This is a genomic window from Chitinophaga qingshengii (assembly GCF_014529935.1).
Classification (GTDB): domain Bacteria; phylum Bacteroidota; class Bacteroidia; order Chitinophagales; family Chitinophagaceae; genus Chitinophaga; species Chitinophaga qingshengii.
Genome location: NZ_JACVFC010000001.1, coordinates 3,131,556 through 3,152,562 on the forward strand (window position 1 = coordinate 3,131,556; position 21,007 = coordinate 3,152,562).

The 21,007-nt window shown below is 47.6% G+C and carries 19 protein-coding genes; 14 read left to right on the forward strand and 5 right to left on the reverse strand.

What is annotated here, in order from left to right; all coding sequences use genetic code 11:
* The first annotated feature begins 113 nt into the window (after positions 1-113).
* The 6 genes from ICL07_RS12090 to ICL07_RS12115 all read left to right on the forward strand — a co-directional run bounded on the left by ICL07_RS12090 (position 114) and on the right by ICL07_RS12115 (position 10,093).
* Positions 114-716: an RNA polymerase sigma factor gene (locus ICL07_RS12090; RefSeq protein WP_188088155.1), complete on the forward strand. Its 603-nt coding sequence runs from the start codon at positions 114-116 to the stop codon at positions 714-716.
* Positions 717-788: 72 nt separating this feature from the next.
* Positions 789-1,970 carry a FecR family protein gene (locus ICL07_RS12095; protein WP_188088156.1) on the forward strand — a complete coding sequence of 394 codons (1,182 nt, stop codon included), beginning with the start codon at positions 789-791 and terminating at the stop codon, positions 1,968-1,970.
* A gap of 415 nt (positions 1,971-2,385) precedes the next feature.
* On the forward strand, positions 2,386-5,976 hold the full coding sequence (locus ICL07_RS12100; RefSeq protein WP_246485009.1) for a SusC/RagA family TonB-linked outer membrane protein: 3,591 nt from the start codon (positions 2,386-2,388) through the stop codon (positions 5,974-5,976).
* Between the two features lie 11 nt (positions 5,977-5,987).
* Positions 5,988-7,436, forward strand: a complete 1,449-nt coding sequence (locus tag ICL07_RS12105) for a RagB/SusD family nutrient uptake outer membrane protein (protein WP_188088158.1) — start codon at positions 5,988-5,990, stop codon at positions 7,434-7,436.
* Positions 7,437-7,447: 11 nt separating this feature from the next.
* Positions 7,448-8,767 carry a zinc-binding metallopeptidase gene (locus ICL07_RS12110; protein WP_188088159.1) on the forward strand — a complete coding sequence of 440 codons (1,320 nt, stop codon included), beginning with the start codon at positions 7,448-7,450 and terminating at the stop codon, positions 8,765-8,767.
* Between the two features lie 9 nt (positions 8,768-8,776).
* Positions 8,777-10,093, forward strand: coding sequence for a DUF4302 domain-containing protein (locus tag ICL07_RS12115; protein ID WP_188088160.1), 1,317 nt, complete (start codon positions 8,777-8,779; stop codon positions 10,091-10,093).
* A gap of 321 nt (positions 10,094-10,414) precedes the next feature.
* Here ICL07_RS12115 and ICL07_RS12120 read toward each other — a convergent pair whose 3' ends face one another.
* Positions 10,415-10,789 carry a hypothetical protein gene (locus tag ICL07_RS12120; protein WP_188088161.1) on the reverse strand — a complete coding sequence of 125 codons (375 nt, stop codon included), beginning with the start codon at positions 10,787-10,789 and terminating at the stop codon, positions 10,415-10,417.
* Between the two features lie 195 nt (positions 10,790-10,984).
* Positions 10,985-11,812 (reverse strand): UDP-2,3-diacylglucosamine diphosphatase, encoded by an 828-nt coding sequence (locus tag ICL07_RS12125; protein WP_188088162.1) that lies wholly within the window; start codon positions 11,810-11,812, stop codon positions 10,985-10,987.
* Positions 11,813-11,993: 181 nt separating this feature from the next.
* Here ICL07_RS12125 and ICL07_RS12130 point away from each other — a divergent pair, with 181 nt between their 5' ends.
* The 8 genes from ICL07_RS12130 to ICL07_RS12165 all read left to right on the forward strand — a co-directional run bounded on the left by ICL07_RS12130 (position 11,994) and on the right by ICL07_RS12165 (position 18,876).
* The gene (locus ICL07_RS12130; protein ID WP_188088163.1) at positions 11,994-12,644 is read left to right on the forward strand and encodes a DUF47 domain-containing protein; all 651 of its coding nucleotides are present in this window, start codon (positions 11,994-11,996) and stop codon (positions 12,642-12,644) included.
* A gap of 41 nt (positions 12,645-12,685) precedes the next feature.
* Positions 12,686-13,687, forward strand: a complete 1,002-nt coding sequence (locus ICL07_RS12135; RefSeq protein ID WP_188088164.1) for an inorganic phosphate transporter — start codon at positions 12,686-12,688, stop codon at positions 13,685-13,687.
* Between the two features lie 154 nt (positions 13,688-13,841).
* Positions 13,842-14,714, forward strand: coding sequence for a glucose-1-phosphate thymidylyltransferase RfbA (gene rfbA, locus ICL07_RS12140; protein ID WP_188088165.1), 873 nt, complete (start codon positions 13,842-13,844; stop codon positions 14,712-14,714).
* A gap of 31 nt (positions 14,715-14,745) precedes the next feature.
* Positions 14,746-15,774 (forward strand): UDP-glucose 4-epimerase GalE, encoded by a 1,029-nt coding sequence (gene galE, locus ICL07_RS12145; RefSeq protein ID WP_188088166.1) that lies wholly within the window; start codon positions 14,746-14,748, stop codon positions 15,772-15,774.
* 51 nt (positions 15,775-15,825) lie between these two features.
* Complete coding sequence (locus tag ICL07_RS12150; protein WP_188088167.1) at positions 15,826-16,788, forward strand: transketolase family protein; 963 nt, start codon at positions 15,826-15,828, stop codon at positions 16,786-16,788.
* A gap of 215 nt (positions 16,789-17,003) precedes the next feature.
* Positions 17,004-17,561: an RNA polymerase sigma factor gene (locus tag ICL07_RS12155; protein ID WP_188088168.1), complete on the forward strand. Its 558-nt coding sequence runs from the start codon at positions 17,004-17,006 to the stop codon at positions 17,559-17,561.
* Positions 17,562-17,661: 100 nt separating this feature from the next.
* Positions 17,662-18,378 carry a hypothetical protein gene (locus ICL07_RS12160; protein ID WP_188088169.1) on the forward strand — a complete coding sequence of 239 codons (717 nt, stop codon included), beginning with the start codon at positions 17,662-17,664 and terminating at the stop codon, positions 18,376-18,378.
* Between the two features lie 6 nt (positions 18,379-18,384).
* Positions 18,385-18,876: a hypothetical protein gene (locus tag ICL07_RS12165; protein ID WP_188088170.1), complete on the forward strand. Its 492-nt coding sequence runs from the start codon at positions 18,385-18,387 to the stop codon at positions 18,874-18,876.
* 71 nt (positions 18,877-18,947) lie between these two features.
* On the opposite strand, the gene ICL07_RS12170 is transcribed toward ICL07_RS12165, so the two are convergent.
* Genes ICL07_RS12170 through ICL07_RS12180 form a run of 3 tightly spaced genes read right to left on the reverse strand, consistent with a single transcriptional unit; the run spans position 18,948 to position 20,971 of the window.
* Entirely contained in the window at positions 18,948-19,298 is a 351-nt protein-coding gene (locus ICL07_RS12170; RefSeq protein WP_246485010.1) for a nuclear transport factor 2 family protein, read from the reverse strand.
* 60 nt (positions 19,299-19,358) lie between these two features.
* Positions 19,359-20,201 (reverse strand): helix-turn-helix transcriptional regulator, encoded by an 843-nt coding sequence (locus tag ICL07_RS12175; protein WP_188088171.1) that lies wholly within the window; start codon positions 20,199-20,201, stop codon positions 19,359-19,361.
* A gap of 23 nt (positions 20,202-20,224) precedes the next feature.
* Complete coding sequence (locus tag ICL07_RS12180) at positions 20,225-20,971, reverse strand: MBL fold metallo-hydrolase (RefSeq protein ID WP_188088172.1); 747 nt, start codon at positions 20,969-20,971, stop codon at positions 20,225-20,227.
* Positions 20,972-21,007: the final 36 nt, after the last annotated feature.

The following is a 21,007-nucleotide window of genomic DNA, read 5'->3' on the forward strand; positions in this document are numbered from 1 at the left end:
GAACATAAATTCCATCTGTCCGCTGTATTTTGATACCGGAAACAATCTAATCCCGCAAGGTTGGAACACTTAAAAAAAATACATATTTTTATCGCCAACCGGTTTACTGCCATTTGTCAACTAAAATATTATATAACGAATCGAACCTGATGCTGCAGGCATCGCAAGGGAGTAGGGAAGCTTTTACCCAGCTTTATTCCCAGCACCTGGATGCTGTAACTCAGTACGTACATCTTTTCACCACTTCCCGCGATGAAGCCGACGAAATTATACAGGACGTGTTTGTCCGTGTATGGGAGCAACGCGATAAGTTGGCAACGGTAACAGCCTTCAGACCCTATATTGCCCGGTCGGCCAGGAACCGTTTATTGGACCATCTCCGGCATCAGCAGGTACGCAAAGCCGCCATCGTGGAGCTGGTACAACGGGACGCTACCGCCGAAACACCCGAGGATATCTGGAATTACCGCTTTATCTATGAAAAAGTGCAACGGCAAATTGCGGCCCTTCCAACCCAGTGCCAGCATGTTTTCCGCCTCAGCGTGGAAAAAGGCCTGAGCCTCGATGAAATAGCAGCGGAACTGAACATCTCCAAATCAGGCGTTAAAAACCAGCTATACAAGGCCCAGAAGCTGGTTCGCCAGTGTTTTGAAGAAAAAGACACCTTTGCTTTTTGCTGGTTTATCCTCTCTCTCCCGCTTTTTTTCAACAACTGAAATTTTTTTTTTCTTGGGCGTGTCCTTTTGAATAATTGAAACGTCCTTATGTCTGGAGACATATTCCGGTTTATGACGAAGGATCAACGAGACCAATTTTTACAAGACTATGCTGCTGGTAATTATTCCCAGGAGCAATACGCAGCGTTCCGTCAATGGCTGGCAGCCGCCGGCCCCGATGAACAGCTGGAAGTCCTGGATAAATACAGTCACCTGTTGCCCGGCATGCCGGAGCTGCCTTCCCTTGATCTCCGGCGTATAGCCATGATTGAGGAAGCGCTCGATGAAGCCGAATCAGAACAGCGGCCAGCTGCCTCCCGGGTGATTTCCTTTCGTAGATGGTGGGCCGCTGCTGCTATACTGGTATTACTGGGAGCAGGAACGGCACTGATCATCAGCCGTCAGGCTAAACCACAACCGGTGGCTAAAGCAGATTTTCCTCCGGGGCGTGACGGTGCTGTACTCACACTGGGAGATGGCTCGCAGATTGTACTGGACAGCCTGGGCAACGGTATTGTAGCCACCCAGAACGGCGCCAGTATTGTGCTGCACAACGGTAAAATTGGTTATGACCGTGCCAACGGTGAACCGGCGGCGCCACAGTATAACACGCTCACCACACCGGTTGGCCGCCAGTTTAAAGTAATGTTGCCCGATGGTACGATCGTCTGGCTCAATGCCAAAAGCAGTATCCGGTTTCCCACTTATTTTATGGGGGATGACCGTACAGTGGACATCTCCGGGGAAGTATACCTGGAAGTAGCCCAGGATGTGAAACATCCATTTAAAGTAAATATCCGGCGCAGCGATAAAAAGATAGGGACCGTGGAAGTACTGGGCACCTATTTTAATATCAATGCCTATCCCGATGAAAACTCCTGCAGGGTGACCCTCGTACAGGGCGCCGTGATGGTATCTGCCGGAACAACCGAAAATAAAACATTACTGAAACCCGACCAGCAGGCCAATATCTCCCCTGATCATCCCATCAGCGTATTGCCTGTCAACACAGAAAGCGCTATTGCCTGGAAAAACGGGTATTTTGATTTTGAAGATAATGACCTGACCATGCTGGCACGACAGCTCTCAAGATGGTACGGTATCGACACTAAAGTCATGGAAAACGCACCAGATGCGGAATTGGGCGGTAAAATAAACCGGAACCTCGCCCTGCCGGAAATGATCAAAGTCTTAAACCAGGCAGGCGTACATTGTCGCCTGGAAAATAATAAAACAATAGTGTTCATTCCTTAACCTGAATATGAGCAATAATCATTGAATAATGAAAGACGGGAGACTGTCATCAACCAAAAAATAAAAGTACTGTTTATCAGGCTGCGCTATGAGATGTAGCAGCACTTCTCTTTTTGTAAAATTTTAAAAACGGATATAACCAAAAAGAAGGGACAGTTAACAAAAACCGGAGGTGTCATCACCACCCCCGGAAAGCGTTTGCGTGATCCTGATCGAATGAAACCAATTTTTTAAACAACCAGTTAAAATCATCAAACTAATGCAATTTAAGCAAAAAAATGCGAATTGTAGTTGGTATGCTATGCCCGGAAATGTAGTACCGGCCGGCCTTCCTGACGAGGTCGGGGCGGTATCGGTAAATCGGCAACATCCGGTGAAGGGAATAGCTACCGGACTAAAAAAACTGCTGATTACTATGAAATTAACAGCAATGTTTATCCTTGTGTCCTTTTTGCAGGTGAGCGCGGGAGCCAAGGCGCAGCTCGTTACGTTCAGTGCCCGGAAAGCCAGTCTGCAAAAAGTGTTTTCTGCTATCGAAAAGCAGACAGGATACCTGGTATTCTATAAGAAAGAGGTGCTGCAACGGGCACACGATGTAAGCGTAAACGCCAACGGCGTACCGCTGCATGAGTTCATGGACCAGGTACTGAAAGACCAGCCCATTGAATATGAACTGCTGTCCAGCACCATTATACTGAAAGCGAAAGAAGAACCGGCTGCGAACACCGCTACCGAAACAACGCCGCAACAACAAACCCAGCGTTCGGGTAGAGTGGTGGACAGGAAAGGCTCTCCCCTGATCGGTGTATCCGTACAGGTTAAAGGACAACAAAAGGGGGTCATCACCAACCAGGAAGGCCGTTTCTCCATCAATGCCCATAACAACGACATCCTGGTGTTTAACTTCCTCGGTTTTAAACCGCATGAAGTGCAGGTCGGCGAAAAGGCGGTCTTCAATATCACCATGGAAGAAAATGTGGCCGGACTGGGAGAAGTGGTGGTAACAGGCTATCAGAATGTGGCCAAAAAACTGTTTACCGGCGCCGCAACAAATGTGAGCGGCTCTGATGTAAAACAAGACGGTATCCTTGACGTAAGCCGTATGCTGGAAGGTAAAGTGGCCGGTGTATCCGTACAAAACGTTTCCGGCACCTTTGGCGCCGCCCCCAAAATCCGCGTAAGAGGCGCTACCTCTATCTCCGGCGAAAACAAACCGCTGTGGGTAGTGGATAACGTTGTACTGGAAGATATCGTGAACATCAGTAACGACCAGCTCTCCAGTGGAGACGCCCTCACGCTGATCGGTTCCTCCGTTGCCGGTATCAATGCCGACGACATCGAATCATTCACCATCCTGAAAGATGCGGCCGCTACCGCCCAATACGGCGCCCGCGCGATGAACGGCGTAGTAGTAATCACCACCAAAAAAGGACGCTCCGGCTCCACCCAGGTGAATTATAACGGTAACTTCTCTACGTTCCTCAAACCGGATTACAGCACTTTCAACATCATGAATTCTGCCGACCAGATGTCTGTATACGCAGAATTATACCGTAAAGGCAACCTGACTTCCAGTATCGCCAACGGAAATACCGGTGGGGTATATGCGAAAATGTACCAACAGCTGAAAGCTTACGACGCCTCCACCGGCAAATTCGGATTGCAAAACACTCCCGAAGCCAGGGAAGCCTTTTTGCAACGTTATGCAAAAGCCAATACCGACTGGTTCGGACTGCTCTTCAGAAACTCTTTCGTACAGGAGCACTCCCTCAGTATCTCCTCCGGTACGGATAAATCCAGGCATTATTTCTCCCTGGGTTATTATAACGACAACGGCTGGTCTATCGCCGACCGCGTAAGCCGTTACACAGCCAACCTCCGCGGGACCTACAACCTGACCAACCGCCTCACAGCCGATGTGATCGTAAACGGATCTATCCGGCAACAACGCGCTCCGGGTACACAGGGCCGCTCCAGCAACGTAGTGGAAGGCGTATATACCAGGGATTTCGATATCAACCCGTATAGCTACGCACTCAATACCAGCCGCGCTATGACTGCCTATGATGAATTCGGAAACCTCGAATACTTTAACCGCAACTATGCGCCGTTCAATATCATCAATGAACTGCAAAACAACTCCATCAACCTGGATATGCTGGATACTAAAATCCAGGGTGAACTGGGCTATAAAATCTCCAAAGAATTTAACTTCCGTACTATCGGTGCTATCCGTTTCGTAAAAACTACCCGCGAAAATATTATCACCGAAAACTCCAACATGGCCGCGGCATACCGGTATCTCCCCAATACGACCGTGGGAAATGCCAACCCGTTCCTTTACAACGACCCTGACCATCCGGAGCTCACCATCAAACAAATCCCGCTGCCACAAGGTGGTTTCTACAACCGCAACGACGATAAACTCACTAACTATTACGTGCGTAACCAGCTGGACTGGAGACATGACTTTGGTACCAAACATGCTGTGAGCGCCTTCGTGGGTCAGGAAATCAAGTACACCGATCGTCAGAACAGCTACTCCAATGGGTATGGCTACCAGTACGATAAAGGTGGTACTCCTTTTACTGATTACCGGATGATTAAAATGCTGCTCGAAGGAGGTTATAACTACTTTGGCATGAACCAACAGTATGACCGCTACGCTTCTTTCTTCGGAAACGCCAGCTACTCCTACGATGGTAAATATATTTTCAACGGTACCGTTCGTTACGATGGCTCCAACAAAATGGGAGAATCCAGAAACGCCCGCTGGCTGCCTACCTGGACGATGAGCGCCGCCTGGAACATAGACCAGGAAGACTTCATGAAGTACAGAGACAAAATCAGCTTCCTGAAACTCCGTGCCTCTTATGGTCTTACCGCCAGCATCGGCAGCGCCACCAACTCCAGCGTTGTATACCAGAATGGCTCTGCTACCCGTCCGAGATTATCGGAAGTAGAACCTAAGATCGACATCGATCACCTTGAAAACAGCGAACTTACCTGGGAAAAACAATACGAAGGCAACGTCGGTATCGATGCAGGTTTCTGGGGCGATAAACTGTCTATCAGCGTAGATGCGTACAAACGCAATGGTTTTGACCTGATCAGCTCCATCCGTACTTCCGGTATTGGCGGCGAAAGCACCAAACAGGCCAACTATGCAGACATGAAATCCCACGGGATAGAATTTACCATCGGTGGTAAACTGGTGAAAACCAAATCCTTCTCCTGGGGGTCCAACCTGACTTTCGGCTACAATAAAAATGAAATCACCAACCTGAAAAGCAAACCCCGTATTTATGACCTGATCGTGCCCGAAGGTGGCGCTTCTGAAGGCCATGCGGTACGTGGTTTATATTCCATCAACTTCCAGGGCCTGGACGACATCGGCAAACCTACTTTCATCGATGAAAACGGTAACGTAGCCAATGGCGTGTATGTACAAAGCACCAACAAAAGTAACCTGATCTATGAAGGTTCTGTTGATCCTGTTATCACCGGAGGCTGGAACAACACCTTCAACTACAGGAATTTCACGCTGAATTTCTTTGTCTCCTACCAGGCTGGTAATAAAATCAGGTTAAACAACGCATTCGCATTAAACTATTCCGATGCAGACGCGCTGCCAAAAGAATTCCTGGACAGATGGACGCTTCCCCAGGACCAGCAACGCACAGATATCCCGGCCATTGCTGACTATCTTACCCGTAACAAAGTAGGCTCCGTTTATCCCTATACCGTTTACAACTATACATCGGGCCGTGTAGCCGACGGCGGTTTCGTCCGGCTGAAACAGTTATCACTGGCCTATAACCTGCCTTCCAGCGTAGCCAGGCTGATACGCGCTAACAGCGCCGCCGTGAAATTCCAGGGCAACAATATCTGGCTGATTTATGCCGATGAAAAACTGAAAGGACAAGATCCTGAATTCTTTACCTCCGGCGGCGTAGCCATGCCGGTACCGAAGCAATTCACATTTACCTTAAAAGTTGGATTTTAATTGTGATCATTATGAAAAGAACGTATCTGTATATAGCGGCCGTGGCATTAATAGGCGCCACCGGTTGTAAAAAATACCTGGAGCAGGCACCCGACCAACGGGCTACCCTGAACACACCGGAGAAGGTTTCCGAATTACTGGTAACTGCCTATCCCGGCGGTAACTACTTCCTGCTGGCAGAATCCATGTCGGATAACTTTATGGATGTAAGCACTACCGGCGTACAGGACCCCAAAAATGCAGACGCCTATTTTTGGAGAGATGTCACCTCCACTTCCCAGGATGGCCCCAGTTATTACTGGAATGCCTGCTATAGCGCCATTGCATCGGCCAACCAGGCGCTGAATATCTGTAACAAAGCAGCCAACCCACAGTTGTATGCCGGCCAGAGAGGAGAAGCACTGGTAGCCAGAGCCTATGCACACTTTATGCTGGTATGCCTGTATGCCAAAGCATATGATCCTGCTACCGCCAGCCAGGACATGGGCATCCCGTATGTGTCGGAACCGGAAAAAGTGGTCCTCAAACAATATGACCGGAAAACAGTAGCCTATGTATATGAGATGATCGAAAAAGACCTGAACGAAGGCATACCGTTACTGAACGACAAATACGCCATCCCGGCCTATCACTTTACCAGAAAAGCGGCCCACGCTTTTGCAGCCCGGTTCTATCTCTGGAAACGCAACTATGATAAAGTAATAGAAGAAGCTAACCTGGCATTTCCTACCAATGACTTCGCCACTAACGTAAGACCCTGGCTGAATTACCAGGCGGCCTCCGTTACCACGAACGACCTGCAGACATTTTATACCAATGCCAATAACCCTGGCAATCTCCTGCTGGCCGAAACGGTATCCAGCTTCGGACGTTACTACTACGCCAATCAGTATGCGATGTCACAAGACAGGGTAAACCTGATCCGCAGCCCAATGGGTAGCCGCTGGGATGCGCTGAAGGTGTACAGTACCAGCAGCACTTTCTATTTCGTGATGAAATACCTGGCTTACTTCAAACGCAGCAGCATCAACGCCAACACCGGTGTTTACTACACCATGGTACCCCTGCTGACCACGGAAGAAACGCTGCTCAACAGGGCAGAGGCTTACCTCAGCAAGGAAATGTACGACCAGGCGCTGGTAGACATGAATACCCTCGTGAAAACACGTATCGTCAACTATAATGCTACCCACGTTATTTCCGACGCCCGTATCATGAGCTACTATGGCAACAGGGTTACCGACAAGAAAGAAGCCTATCGCCTGGCCTTACTGGATATTAAACGTGCCGAGTTTGTGAGTGAAGGCATGAGATGGCTGGATATTCTCCGCCTGAAAATGCCGGTAACACACACTACCTCCAAAGGAGAAGTGTTTGACCTGGCTGCGGATGATAAGCGCAAACTGCTGCAATTGCCGGAAGAAGTATCCTTGTCCGGTGTTCCTCTTAATCCCCGTTAATCTTCTGTTCGATGAAAAGAAATTTTTTCCTGATCATAGCTTTAGCGGCAGCCTCCCTGTCCGCCTGTAAAAAGTCAGACAACCTGGACAAGCCCCTGGTAGGCCTTGGCGGCGACACCTGGGTAAAAACGCCACTGGATAACTGGCTGTTTAAAACATTCACAGAACCTTATAACCTGGAAGTAAAATACCGGTTCGACGGATCTGAACTGGACCCGACTAAAACCCTGGTACCACCGGATTCCGCCAAAGTGCGGCCACTGATGGAAACCGTCAACTCCGCCTGGATACAACCTTATATAAAGGAAAGAGGCGCCGACTTTATTAAAACCTATTCTCCCAAACAGTATATGCTGGTAGGTAGCGTGGAATATAATACAGGCGGTACCGTTAAACTGGGTGAAGCAGAAGGCGGATACCGGGTTACCCTGTATAATGTCAACAACTTCAACAAAAGTAACCGCGGTAACGTACAACAAGTGCTGAAAACCATTCACCACGAGTTTGCACACATCCTGCACCAAACTACGTTGTACCCGAAAGAGTTCCCCTTGCTGACGGGTGGCGGCTATACCGCCGACTGGAACAACCAGCCTATTGCTGATGCGTATAAACTGGGCTTTATCAGCCAATACGCCAGGGCCGCTCCGGAAGAAGACTTCGCAGAAATGGTGTCTATCATGCTGACTCTGGGCCGGGGTGGCTATGAAACCATCCTGAAACAAAGTGGTGTCAATGTGGATATCCTTCGTAAAAAAGAAGCGATTGTAGTATCCTACTTCAGACAAACCTGGGGTATTGACTTCACTGGTTTGCAAACAAAAGTGCAGCAGGACTTCAACAGCTATTCCAATCCGCCGGTGTATTCCCATATCGGCTTTGGTAAAGCGTTCACCAATATTGTCATCAATCCTGCACTGACAGGCGGACAATCAGATGCGTTCAATACTGCCTGGGAAGCAGCTAAAGCAGCAGTCATAGCGTTTACCAATCCGGATGTCGCTACTCTGGAGAGCCTCAACATTACGTTTAACGCAGCCACTACCATGCAGCTGAAAGCCAATTTCCGTACCGCCAATGGTATACTGACACCTGCAGTTTACAATTATAACGTTACAGCTAACAACGCCGCCGAAACGTATACATTTACGCTTGTCAACGGCGATGCATTTGGCGCTTTGTTTGCCCCAATGATGAAACCAATAACCGATTTCTTCAGCGGTGTACAGAAACCAAAATACTTCTATGGCGCCGACGCCAAAGTGGAATTCGGAGGTTTTGAGAAAGCCAGCGATGCCACCGCATTTACATTCGGAACTTTAAATCTGTAATGAACAACCATGAAAAAAATCACGCTATATACCTTGCTCGCCATGGCTTCCATGGCCTGTAACAAGTCTTCCGACCCATTTATGGAAGACCCGGATAAAAGGCTGACCCAACGCCTGGAAGAGAATATGCAGTTGCTTACCAGCTCTCAATACGGCTGGAAGGCCACCATCTATCCCAAAGGCGGAAAGGGCTTCTACTACTACTTTAAGTTCAATAAGGACAATTCTGTAGAAATGGTCAGCGACTTTAACAGCACCACCGCTGTTACGCCCAAAGTCTCCACCTTCCGGCTCAAAGCCCTGCAATGGCCTACGCTGATATTCGATACCTATAATTACATACACCTGCCCAACGATCCTGTTCCAGGTAACAGTGGGGGTACTGCCGGCGCCGGCTTACAATCCGATTTCCAGTTCGCCATGGACAAAATGACGGGCGATACCTTTTATATTAAAGGAATAGACCGGCAGAATATGATGATGATGGTGAAACTGACTACCGCCGAACAGCAGGATATCCTCGCCGGTAAAATTGCCGACCGTATGGCCGACAACAATACCTATGTAAGTACTGTTGCGGCGCCTTACATCAAATTCAAGGATGACAAGGCTATTGATGCGGCCATCTCTACTGCTTCCCGGCGCATCCGTTTTACTTATATAGACGATAAAAATGCCGCCAACAGCAAAGTCAGAGCCTTTGCCTTTTCCCCCAATGGTCTGATCCTGGATTCTGCCTTTGTTTACAATGGCATTTCCATCCGCGAACTGCTGTGGGACGCAGCCAACAAGGTGTATTATGTAAAAAGCGGTAATGATACCTATAATCTTCAGGCCGGTACCATGCCGGTTGTGCCGTTAAACCTGTTGTTTGGTCCCGGTAAAGACTATACGGCCATCGACTATACGCCCGCTGTCCTGAAAGGTACCCTGCAAACGGATTTCAATGCCGTATTCACCCAATGTGCAGCCGGGATCAAAGCGTTCAATAACACCTATACGCTCAACACGATCCGTATAATGCAGACCGACCAGACCTTTACCCTCCGGTTTGCCTTCTCCAGTCCTACCACCAACTACCTGGCGAACATCGTTTATAACGTAACAAAAAATCCGGACGGTTCCCTCAAGCTGATATTTGCATCGGCGGATGGTAATGCCGGAGCGCTGGCAGCGGCACTCACCAGTGCCAGGAACTATTTTGAAACCAATACATTCAATCTGTCGTGGGTACCTAATACCATCCAGGGATCAACACTGGTCCTCGGAGGATTGGTAAAAACCACCAATAATGCCCAGTTCTTCTATGGTACTGTAGGCAACTAACAATTACTGTAGCATTCACCAAAAGAAAATGCCCTCTCCGGAGGGCATTTCTTTTTTATATCCATGGCATAAAAAACCATCCCGGTATAAACCAGGACGGTATTTTAATACAGCTTATGAAATCTAAAAAATTACTGTGGTCTCACAGTAATACTGTCCCATACCTGTTTATTGCCAGGCAGGGAATACGGTAAACAACGGGTATCACCGGTTAATATCTTGATGGCGGCGTTAACAACGATGCATATACGAAAATGGGTATATAGGATAAGGTCATCAGTAACAAGGGATATGGAAAGGCCGGAACAGCAGTGATAAGCGCTACATCAGATAGGAAGGGGGTGTGGTTCTGTTGTTGTTCATCAGCATGTCCAGGGAAATGTCCAGCTGATAATTACGTTCCTCCCTCGGGCCCTGTGGCGCAGAAGATATCTGGAACAGATGCTGGCTTTTGTTGGTGAAAGGCTTATTATCCTTGTTGCAAAGTTCCAGGCTGAAGTTGAACCGCTCTTCCAGATCTTCCTCAAATTCACGTAAACTGAGCGTTTCATCGATAGGATATTCTACCAGGTCTTCTTCTTCAAAACCGGCTTCTTTAAGGGTGTCAAAAGCATTGGCCAGAGAGTGACGGACATATACCGCAATATTGCAGGATAACAAACGCTGCATTTGCATCTGCAAAAGGGATATCGTCATTAATGGGTGTAGTTTAAGTACTTTCATTGCTGTTCAAACTTCATTTACTGCGCTTCCAAATAGGTTTTCTTGATAGTAATAAGCAAACTTAGAAGTCTACTTTTAATTTAATATTAAGCAGTTGTTATGATTATGTGAAAATCCTATTCAAATATAAAAATATTTGAATATTTAAAGTTTACTATTTTTTGAAAGTCAGATATCGGAGTAACGGAAGGTTTTAATATCCCAGTCAGGCGAGGCATCGTCTTCATCTTCCGGGAGAACGACCTTCGTTTTCGTAACGGGGTGTTGGTAAAGGGTCCATTGTTGCTGGGAATATTCAAGCGCGGTAAGGCTTTCCACCCAGTCACCGGAGTTCAGGTAAGTCACGGTTTTATCTCCTACCGGCATCTCTTTGATCAGCGGCTGGTGGATATGCCCGCAGCAAACCACATCAAATCCTTTATCGACCGCTATTTCCGCTACTGTTTGCTCAAAATCGGAGATAAACTTAACGGCTGATTTTACCCCTTGTTTTACTTTTTTGGAGAAAGACATCTTTTCCCGGCCCATGCTTTCCAGGATATTATTGACTAACCGGTTGATAATAATCAGCAGGTCATATCCCTTCCCGCCCAGTTTAGCCAGCCATTTGGAGTTTTTCATGGTTACGTCATATACGTCGCCATGAAAGAACCAGTGCCGTTTGCCATCTACATCCAGGATCAGCTTATTATCGATGGTGAAGTTACTGAGTTCGAACCCGGCATATTTGCGCAGGGCCTCGTCGTGGTTACCTGTCAGATAGTACACTTCCGTGCCTTTGCCGATCATTTTGAGGATTTTCCGGATTACCTTGGTATGGGCCTTGGGGAAATAACGTTTGCTAAACTGCCAGATATCGATGATGTCTCCGTTAAGCACCATAATGCGGGGATCTATGCTGTCCAGGTATTGGACCAGCTCTTTAGCGTGGCAGCCGTATATCCCGAGGTGGACGTCGGAGATAACAACTATATCTAATGCGCGTTTGTCGGACATCTATGTAAAGAATGTGACAGGTTGTAGGTACCTGTTTATGATTATAATTTCTTATACAAAGGAAAAATTGCTATATTACTTTTATATTAATCCAGTGTTAAGGAATTATTAATTCACGTTTTTTTCTGGCTCCGATTGATTCTGAAAGCTATTTTTGCGGCAAATTTTTAAACTCAAACGTATGGGAGGCTTCAATTCCTTTGTTAAACTATTCATGCCGAAAGACCGGGTATTTTATTCTTTGTTTGAAGACGTGGCTTCCAACCTTGTGGAAATGGCTCAGGTACTCAACGAACTGGTAGCGACCACTGATCCTGCCGTACGTAAAGACAAAGTACACCTGATTGAGAGACTGGAGCATAAAAACGACGATTATACCCACCGCATATTCGTAGAGCTGGGCCAGAACTTCATCACTCCCTTTGACCGGGAAGATATCCACTACCTGGCCGCCACACTGGATGATGTAGCTGACTATATTCATGGTTCCGCCAAAAGGATGGACCTGTACAAAGTGAACACACCCAATGAGAGCATCCGCAAACTCGCTGAACTGATCCACCTCGGCGTACTGGAACTGCACAAAGCTATCCCTGAACTGCGCAATATGCAGAATATGCGCGTGATCACCGATGCCTGCGTAAAAATCAATAGTCTCGAAAACCACGCCGACGATATCTACGACCGTGCTATTGCCGACTTGTTCGACACCGAGCAAAATGCCGCAGAGCTGATTAAAATGCGTGAAATATACCAGGCACTGGAAATCGCTACCGACAAATGCGAAGACTGCGCCAACGTTATTGAAACCATTATTATCAAATATTCCTGATAAAGGGTATTTAGCTCAGACCGCATAATCCTCGTGTTACCATGACTTTATTAGTAATAATTGTAATACTGGCTTTCATATTTGACTACATCAATGGTTTCCATGATGCTGCCAACTCCATCGCCACGATCGTTTCCACCAAGGTACTAACGCCCTTCCAGGCAGTACTTTGGGCCGCAGTATTTAACTTTGCGGCTTTTTTTATCGCCAAATATGTAATCGGCGAGTTTAAAGTAGCCAATTCTGTAGCCAGCTCTGTATTTGAACAGTTTATCACCCTGAAAGTGATCTTCGCCGGGCTGGTAGCTGCTATCACCTGGAACCTGTTTACCTGGTGGCTGGGTATCCCTTCCAGCTCCTCCCATACACTGATCGGTGGTTTTATCGGAGCAGCGGTAACCAGCGCAGGTACCCTCGACGTTATCAACTACCACAAAGTGCTGCCCATCGTGTACTTCATCGTACTGGCGCCACTGATTGGTATGATAGTCGCCTTTATTATTACCATCATTATCGTGAATATCTGCCGGAAGGCAAACCCTTTCCGGGCAGAAAACTGGTTCAAACGCTTGCAGCTGGCCTCTTCCGCTGCATTGAGCCTTGGCCACGGCAGTAACGATGCCCAAAAAGTAATGGGTATCATCGCCGCTGCCATGGTATCTGCCGGTTATATTCCCAATATCAAGGCTATGCCCGACTGGATTCCCCTGGCCTGTTTTACCTGTATCGCCCTCGGTACCATGAGCGGCGGCTGGAAAATCGTAAAAACCATGGGTACCCGTATCACTAAAGTAACCCCGCTGGAAGGTGTGGCTGCTGAAACTTCCGGCGCCATTACCCTGTTCCTCACCGAACACCTGGGTATCCCCGCCAGTACCACCCACGTTATCACCGGTGCTATCATGGGTGTGGGTGCTACCAAAAGGTTGTCAGCCGTTCGTTGGGGCGTTACCGTCAGCCTGCTCTGGGCCTGGGTACTCACCATCCCCATCAGCGGTATCCTGGCGGCAGTGACTTACCTCATTACCAGCATCTTCATTTAAATATTAAAATATTTAAATATTAAAATACTAAAAAGCTCTCCGCCACCTGTGGAGAGCTTTTTTTTATATAAAAATGCCGTCATGTGGAATAGAGCAACTATTTTTGTGCGGCTTTACATAGCCCTTAACGTCCAATCAAAAACTTGAATTAAGCATGAAAGGAATTATCCTGGCCGGCGGCTCCGGTACCCGATTACACCCAATCACTTATGCCATCAGCAAGCAGATAATGCCGGTATATGATAAACCCATGATCTATTACCCGTTGTCTACACTCATGCTGGCCGGTATAAAAGATATCCTGATCATCTCTACGCCGCACGACCTCCCTTCCTTTCAACGCCTCTTCGGTGATGGCAGTCAGCTGGGCCTGAACCTGTCCTACGCCGAACAGCCCCAGCCCAATGGTCTGGCGCAGGCATTTGTCATCGGTGAACAATTCATCGGAAAGGATAATGTGGCCCTGGTGCTGGGAGATAACATCTTCTACGGCGCCGGCCTCGGTACCCAACTGGCCAATAACACCCAGCCCGATGGCGGTATCGTATATGCATACCAGGTATCCGATCCTGAAAGATATGGCGTAGTGGAATTTTCAGACGATATGCGGGTATTGTCTATCGAAGAAAAACCCACTCAGCCGAAATCCAACTTCGCCGTGCCCGGCCTCTATTTTTATGATAACGAAGTGGTAGATATCGCCAAAAACCTGCAACCCAGTCCACGCGGCGAATACGAAATCACAGATGTGAATAAAGAATATTTGAAGCGCGGAAAGTTAAAAGTTTCTATCTTACCCCGCGGAACAGCCTGGCTCGATACCGGTACCTTCGATTCACTGATGCAGGCCTCCCAGTTTGTACAGGTGATCGAACAACGGCAAGGCATCAAAATCGCCTGTATCGAAGAAATTGCCTATCGTAAAGGCTTTATTAACGCCAGCCAACTGAAAGAGCTGGCCAAACCATTGCTGAAAAGCGGCTATGGCCAGTACCTGGAAACAGTGCTGGAACAAAAAAAGATCTGACATCTCATTAAAACGTAAATCTGAAATTATCATGAAGGTTCTTGTTACGGGTGGTTGTGGCTACATTGGCTCCCATACTATTGTAGATCTAATCAATCATGGCTTCGACGTGGTTTCTGTTGACAGCAATATCAGAAGTACCACACAGTTGTTGGATGGCGTGGAAAAAATTACCGGCAAAAAAGTGCGTAATTACAAAGTTGACCTCTGCAACCTGGAAGATACACATGCCGTATTCCATGAAAACAGGGATATCATAGGGGTGATCCATTTCGCCGCCCTCAAAACGGTACCCGAATCAGTAGCAGACCCGCTGTTGTATTTTCATAATAACCTCACTTCTCTCATCAATGTACTGAAGTGCATCAAGGAATTTAATGTCCCCAACTTCGTTTTCTCCTCTTCCTGCTCTGTATATGGTAATACCACTGCACTACCGGTAGTGGAAGAAACCCCGCTGGGTGAAGCGCAATCACCTTATGCCCGCACCAAACAAATGGGAGAACAGATCATTGAAGATTATAGCCGGGTAAACGATACCCAGTCTATCCTCCTCCGTTACTTTAATCCCGTAGGCGCCCACCCCTCTGGTCTCATCGGCGAACTGCCCCTGGGTAAACCAGACAACCTGGTACCCGTTATCACCCAAACCGCTATCGGCAAAATCCCGAAAATGGTTGTTTATGGCAGCGATTACGATACCCGCGACGGCTCCTGCGTAAGGGATTATATCCATGTAACCGATATCGCCAACGCACATACGAAGGCCTTACAATACCTCATTGAGCATAAAAATGCCTCTAACTGCGAAGTCTTTAATCTTGGTACCGGCAACGGTGTTACCGTACTGGAAGCTATCCTGGCCTTCGAAAAAATATCCGGTGTAAAACTCAACTACACCACCGGCCCACGCCGCCCCGGCGACGTGATCGCCATCTATGCCAATAACTCCCGTGCCAAGGAAAAACTCGGCTGGTCACCTGAAATCGGGATAGAAGACAGCATGCGCACAGCATGGCAATGGGAAGTAAGCCTCCGCAATAAAGTGCTGAGCAACTAACTTCCTGCTATTAAATGTTTACATTTACGCCTCAATTTTAAACAGACCGCAATGGTAAAAGATATTCAACCGCTAAACGAAAAAGAAACCCGCGCCGGATTCGGTGAAGGTATACTGGAAGTGGGCCGCAAAAACCCAAATGTAGTAGCACTCACCGCCGACCTGCTCGGTTCTATGAAGCTGAACGCTTTTGTGAAAGAATTCCCCGACCGCTTTGTACAGGTAGGTATCGCTGAAGCCAATATGATAGGCATCGCCGCTGGGATGACCATCGGGGGAAAAATCCCCTATACCACTACCTTCGCCAATTTCTCTACCGGTAGGGTATATGACCAAATCCGCCAGTCTGTAGCATATTCCAATAAAAACGTGAAAATATGCGCCTCCCACGCAGGTCTCACCCTGGGTGAAGATGGTGCTACCCACCAGATACTCGAAGATATCGGGATGATGAAAATGCTGCCTGGCATGACCGTGATCGTACCCTGCGATTTCAACCAGACCAAAGCTGCTACCATCGCGATCGCTGATCACGAAGGCCCCGTATATCTCCGCTTTGGCCGCCCGAAATGGCCTAACTTCACCGCCGAAAACCAGGACTTCCAGATCGGTAAAGCGCAAATCCTCCATGAAGGAACCGATATCACCCTCTTCGCCTGCGGCCATCTCGTGTGGATCGCTGTAGAAGCCGGTAAAATACTGGAAGAAAAAGGCTATAGCGTGGAAATCATCAACATCCACACTATTAAACCCCTGGATGAAGCTGCTGTCATCAAATCCCTCAGCAAAACACGCTGCGCGGTAACTGCCGAAGAACACAACGTACTCGGCGGCCTGGGCGACAGCATTGCACAGGTAGCTGCCCGCCATATCCCCGTACCCATCGAATACGTGGGCACCAACGATACTTTCGGCGAAAGCGGCAAACCAGTGGAACTGCTGAAAAAATACGGCCTCGATGCAGATCACATCGTTGCCGCTGCAGAAAAAGCGATCGCACGCAAAAAAGCATAATTGCATCTGCATAAAAAAATAAAATGAAAGGCTGGCCCGCTCAGGTCAGCCTTTCATTTATCTCCCCGGTGCTAAATCTTTGTGCCCCATTAAACTTTCACCGTTTCTGCATATCATACAGGAAACAATACTTTATCATCATTAAAGTACCCTTTAGCAGGATTTTTCTTTATATTCAGGAAAATAAAACCACCTGTCCAAGAACCATTTAACCTATGGCCGTTACACAGGACGATAAAACACTACTGGCACTATACCGGATGCCCGAAACCCGTGAACAGGGTTTTACACAGATCATCCGTAAATACCAGGAAAGACTTTACTGGCATATCAGACGGCTGGTCGTTTCTCATGACGATGCCAATGATGTGCTGCAGAATGTTTTCATTAAAGTGTGGAAAAACCTCGAGAACTTCCGGGAAGATGCCCAGTTGTTTACCTGGCTCTATAAAATAGCTACCAATGAATGCCTCACTTTCCTGGAACAACAAAAACGAAAATTTGCCGTCTCCCTCTCCGATGTGGAAGATGGCCTGAGCAACAAACTGAAAGCGGATGCCCAGTTTGATGCCAATAAACTGGAATGGAAACTGCAACAAGCGATATTACAACTACCTGAAAAACAGAGAATTGTGTTTAACCTGCGGTATTACGACGAAATGCCCTACGAAGAAATGAGCAGGGTACTGGATACCTCCGAAGGCGCCCTGAAAGCGTCGTACCACCATGCAGTCAAAAAAATCGAGGATTTTATCAAAGGAACGGATATTTAATCGCCTGTATCGCCCGATTTTAAGCTGTCTTTAAAGTTTTTTGCCAAAAGATTAAAATCTCATTAAACTATTGAAGCAGCTACCTGTCTAAAAAATGTATATGAACAAGCACGAAAATATCAGCAATGAATTAAAACAACTGGTGCCGGATGCCCAGTGGCCCGCCGATGCACCATTTACGGTGCCGGCTGGTTACTTCGACCGGCTACCGGATGCAGTGCTGCAACAGGTTCATTTACTGCAACCCGATCGCTCGGAACCGTTGTTACCCGATCATCCTTTTTCAGTACCTGCCGGTTATTTTGAAGGGCTTCCGCAAACTATCCTCCAAAGGATTCACCAGGAAGCGAAAAACCCAATACAGGCCGAACTGGAAGCCTTATCGCCCTTACTGGCCGCCATGCCCAGAGAAGTGCCCTTTACCGTACCCGCAGGTTATTTCGGTTCCCTAACTGCTCTCCCGTCTGCTCCAATAGCACCCACACTGCATGTTGTTCACCGGAACCCAATCAGGAAATGGCTGAAATACGCCGTGGCCGCCTGCCTGATCACCTTTGCCGGTACCACCGCCCTGCTCTTCATTCAGAAAGACAGCAGCGTTAGCCTGGAAAGACAACTGGAACGGATCGATAACCAGGATATTGAATACTATCTCCAAAACCATACTGATGCTTTTGATAATGACTATGCCGGCTTTGCCGACGTGGCCGCTCCGGAAACCTTGCAACAGGAACTCAATGACCAGATTCCGCCCGCTGCCATAGAGCAATACCTGCAACAATCTTCCTTATCAAAAGAGGTATTACCTAACCAGTAGTGATGCATGAAACGCTTAAATTTTAAAATAATAGGGATTGTCCTGCTTATGTTGACCAGTGCCTTCACACAGGCACAAAAACCACCATCTGATGAGGCGACAGAAAAAATTAAAACCCTCCAGATGCAGTACCTCTCCCAGAAACTAAACCTATCCGCAGACGAGGCGGAAAAATTCTGGCCGGTATACAAAAACTATACAAAAGAAGTGGAAACACTCATCGCAGAACGCCACAGCAGAAGACAACAGGATAAAATCACAGAAAGCGATCCCGATGATCTGGCCAGAAGAAATATGGATAACGATCTCGGATACGAGAAAAGAATGTATGATATCCGCTCCAGATATACCAACGAATTCCAACGCGTACTACCCGCCCGTAAAGCCGGCGCCGTATTTAAAAGCGAACGGGAATTCCGGAACATCATGATCAATCACCTGAATAACCAGCGCCTCAACCGGATTAACCAGGGAGGCAACTTTAGGAAAAGACCATAAATCGAAACATAAAAAAGGGAGATCCACATGGATCTCCCTTTTTTTGCCATTCACATTAAAAAATCTATTGTCTATTGCGCTTTGTAGTGTGCCCTTACTTCTGTTACCTTCCCGTCTTTTAATACCATCATCTCCGCACTCAGTAAATTGTTGACGCTCTTATAATAAAGTACCACTGAATTCACCCCCTCCAATACATGATATAATTCAAAATGCAGATCAGGATAAGCCGTCAGCGCCCTGCTGAAATAAGCACGCAGGTTCTCAATCCCCTGAATACGGCCTTCGGGATCATTATTGATTTTTTTGATAAAGGGAGAATAAAAGGTAATATCCGGTGAATAGTGGGACATCACTTCATCCAGGTCATGGTTGTTCCACGCTGCTACCCAGGCATCGGCAAAGGAGGTCATGTTTTCCATTATGTTCGCTTTTGAATGACAAGATAGGGCTTTTACCACCGGCGTTATTGGCTGAAAAGCTCAAATTTCCGCCCGGCGCCATCGCGCCGGCGTCATACCAAAACAGCGACGGAACTGCCGGTAAAAATGGGAGAGATCCTCAAACCCGGTACTATAAGCTATCTCCGGGATAGGTTGCTCACTGGTACGCAGTAACAGAGCCGACATCTGCAATCGTTTACCCCATATCCATTGCATAGGACTGCATTGGTAGGTTTCCCGGAAACGCCGTTTTAAAGTAGCGGGACTCATATTCCCCAGAGACGCTACTTCTTCCAGCAACCGCACTTCATGTATACCATTATGCAACCGCGCCATCATGTGTTGCATACCGCCGGAGGGTTTCCCCGCCACGGCCCGCCTCACGGCGACCGGCTCCTTCTGCAGCAAGTGCTGTAACCGGTCCATCATATTTTCGTAAGCCGGCATAGCGCCGTCTTCCCGGAAATGTTGTAATAATGCCTGTGTTAACTGTCGCCAGTCGGCCGAGGGAGAAATAGTAAGAGTAGTACCTGCCACCTGCCTGCCTGTACCGGCGCCTGTATGTTGCGCGGCCTGCAGCATTTCCGGCAGGAAAAAATTGATGCTGGCGAAATCTTCCGCCGGCCGTAATATTTCAGAGCAGATAACACTACCGGCCGGTATTAAAAATACATCGCCAGTCCGCAGATGATGCACCTGCAAGCCGTCGTATATTCTCTTTTCTCCACGAATGATCAGGTTCAGCACAGGCTGCGGTATATACAATCCATGCGCAGCCGGCTGACGGTAGTTGGTGAAGGCAGCCCAGCTGTGGCCCTGCCTGTCCCATGTCCTGATATGGTGTTGTCCCGTTAAGGTAAAGCGGTCATACAAGGCGTACATAGGTATGCTAATAGTACCTTTTCCTAAAATTTGGCAAAGGGCTCTTTGGTATCATGATAGAAAAGGAAAGTCCAGCCTTCCTGTTTACCACGTTCCAGGAACTCCTGCCTTAACTCCATACTACGTTTACCATCGTAATCGTATTTAGCCACAAAGCGGCTCTTCATCTGCGAAATCTGTGGCGCTACATCGCCGCCAAAAAACACTTTATCTTCTCCGTCGTCTATCAAAAATACCTGGTGATAGGGGCAGTGGCCGCCGGTCAATTCATAATGAATATAACCATCGATCGTACCGTTGCCGGTTGTAAACACTACATTATCGCGTTGTTGCAGCAATACAATATCTTCTGCCAGGTAAGATTTGCCTGCATGCTCCATGGCATACAGCATTTCTTCGTTATTCACATAATAGGTGGCATTGGGGAAAGTGAGGGTACGCTCACCGGTGATGGGATCTGCTGCCGATACGCCGCCGGAGTGGTCTTTATGCAGATGGCTCATCAGTACTTTGGTAATTTCCATGGGATTAACGCCATGGTCTATCAGGTGCTGATGGATCTGTAAAACACCATCTTCATTGCGGAAACCCAGCCCGGTGTCCAGCAATATATAGTCACGGTCGGTAATTACAAGAAAAGGCTGTATCTCTACCAACAGGGAGCCATGAGGCCGGTCCTGCAGATTATCTGTGCCCAGTCTGAAAGGAGAAAACCGTTTGGTAGCATCTACCGTAAATGAACCTTCTGATAATGGAATAATTCGTGCCATGATGCAAAGATAGCCCATTCACCATTAGTTTGCAGC

What these genes read in the sequence shown, in the direction of transcription:
- ICL07_RS12100 (WP_246485009.1), top strand. Translation starts at nt 2,386, where the DNA reads ATGAAATTAACAGCAATGTTTATCCTTGTGTCCTTTTTGCAGGTGAGC.
- ICL07_RS12160 (WP_188088169.1), top strand. Translation starts at nt 17,662, where the DNA reads ATGAACAAGCACGAAAATATCAGCAATGAATTAAAACAACTGGTGCCG.
- ICL07_RS12175 (WP_188088171.1), bottom strand. Translation starts at nt 20,201, where the DNA reads ATGTACGCCTTGTATGACCGCTTTACCTTAACGGGACAACACCATATC.
- ICL07_RS12180 (WP_188088172.1), bottom strand. Translation starts at nt 20,971, where the DNA reads ATGGCACGAATTATTCCATTATCAGAAGGTTCATTTACGGTAGATGCT.
- ICL07_RS12110 (WP_188088159.1), top strand. Translation starts at nt 7,448, where the DNA reads ATGAAAAGAAATTTTTTCCTGATCATAGCTTTAGCGGCAGCCTCCCTG.
- ICL07_RS12170 (WP_246485010.1), bottom strand. Translation starts at nt 19,298, where the DNA reads ATGGAAAACATGACCTCCTTTGCCGATGCCTGGGTAGCAGCGTGGAAC.
- ICL07_RS12165 (WP_188088170.1), top strand. Translation starts at nt 18,385, where the DNA reads ATGAAACGCTTAAATTTTAAAATAATAGGGATTGTCCTGCTTATGTTG.
- ICL07_RS12135 (WP_188088164.1), top strand. Translation starts at nt 12,686, where the DNA reads ATGACTTTATTAGTAATAATTGTAATACTGGCTTTCATATTTGACTAC.
- galE (WP_188088166.1), top strand. Translation starts at nt 14,746, where the DNA reads ATGAAGGTTCTTGTTACGGGTGGTTGTGGCTACATTGGCTCCCATACT.
- ICL07_RS12125 (WP_188088162.1), bottom strand. Translation starts at nt 11,812, where the DNA reads ATGTCCGACAAACGCGCATTAGATATAGTTGTTATCTCCGACGTCCAC.
- ICL07_RS12115 (WP_188088160.1), top strand. Translation starts at nt 8,777, where the DNA reads ATGAAAAAAATCACGCTATATACCTTGCTCGCCATGGCTTCCATGGCC.
- ICL07_RS12095 (WP_188088156.1), top strand. Translation starts at nt 789, where the DNA reads ATGACGAAGGATCAACGAGACCAATTTTTACAAGACTATGCTGCTGGT.
- ICL07_RS12120 (WP_188088161.1), bottom strand. Translation starts at nt 10,789, where the DNA reads ATGACGATATCCCTTTTGCAGATGCAAATGCAGCGTTTGTTATCCTGC.
- ICL07_RS12155 (WP_188088168.1), top strand. Translation starts at nt 17,004, where the DNA reads ATGGCCGTTACACAGGACGATAAAACACTACTGGCACTATACCGGATG.
- ICL07_RS12130 (WP_188088163.1), top strand. Translation starts at nt 11,994, where the DNA reads ATGGGAGGCTTCAATTCCTTTGTTAAACTATTCATGCCGAAAGACCGG.
- ICL07_RS12105 (WP_188088158.1), top strand. Translation starts at nt 5,988, where the DNA reads ATGAAAAGAACGTATCTGTATATAGCGGCCGTGGCATTAATAGGCGCC.
- ICL07_RS12150 (WP_188088167.1), top strand. Translation starts at nt 15,826, where the DNA reads ATGGTAAAAGATATTCAACCGCTAAACGAAAAAGAAACCCGCGCCGGA.
- rfbA (WP_188088165.1), top strand. Translation starts at nt 13,842, where the DNA reads ATGAAAGGAATTATCCTGGCCGGCGGCTCCGGTACCCGATTACACCCA.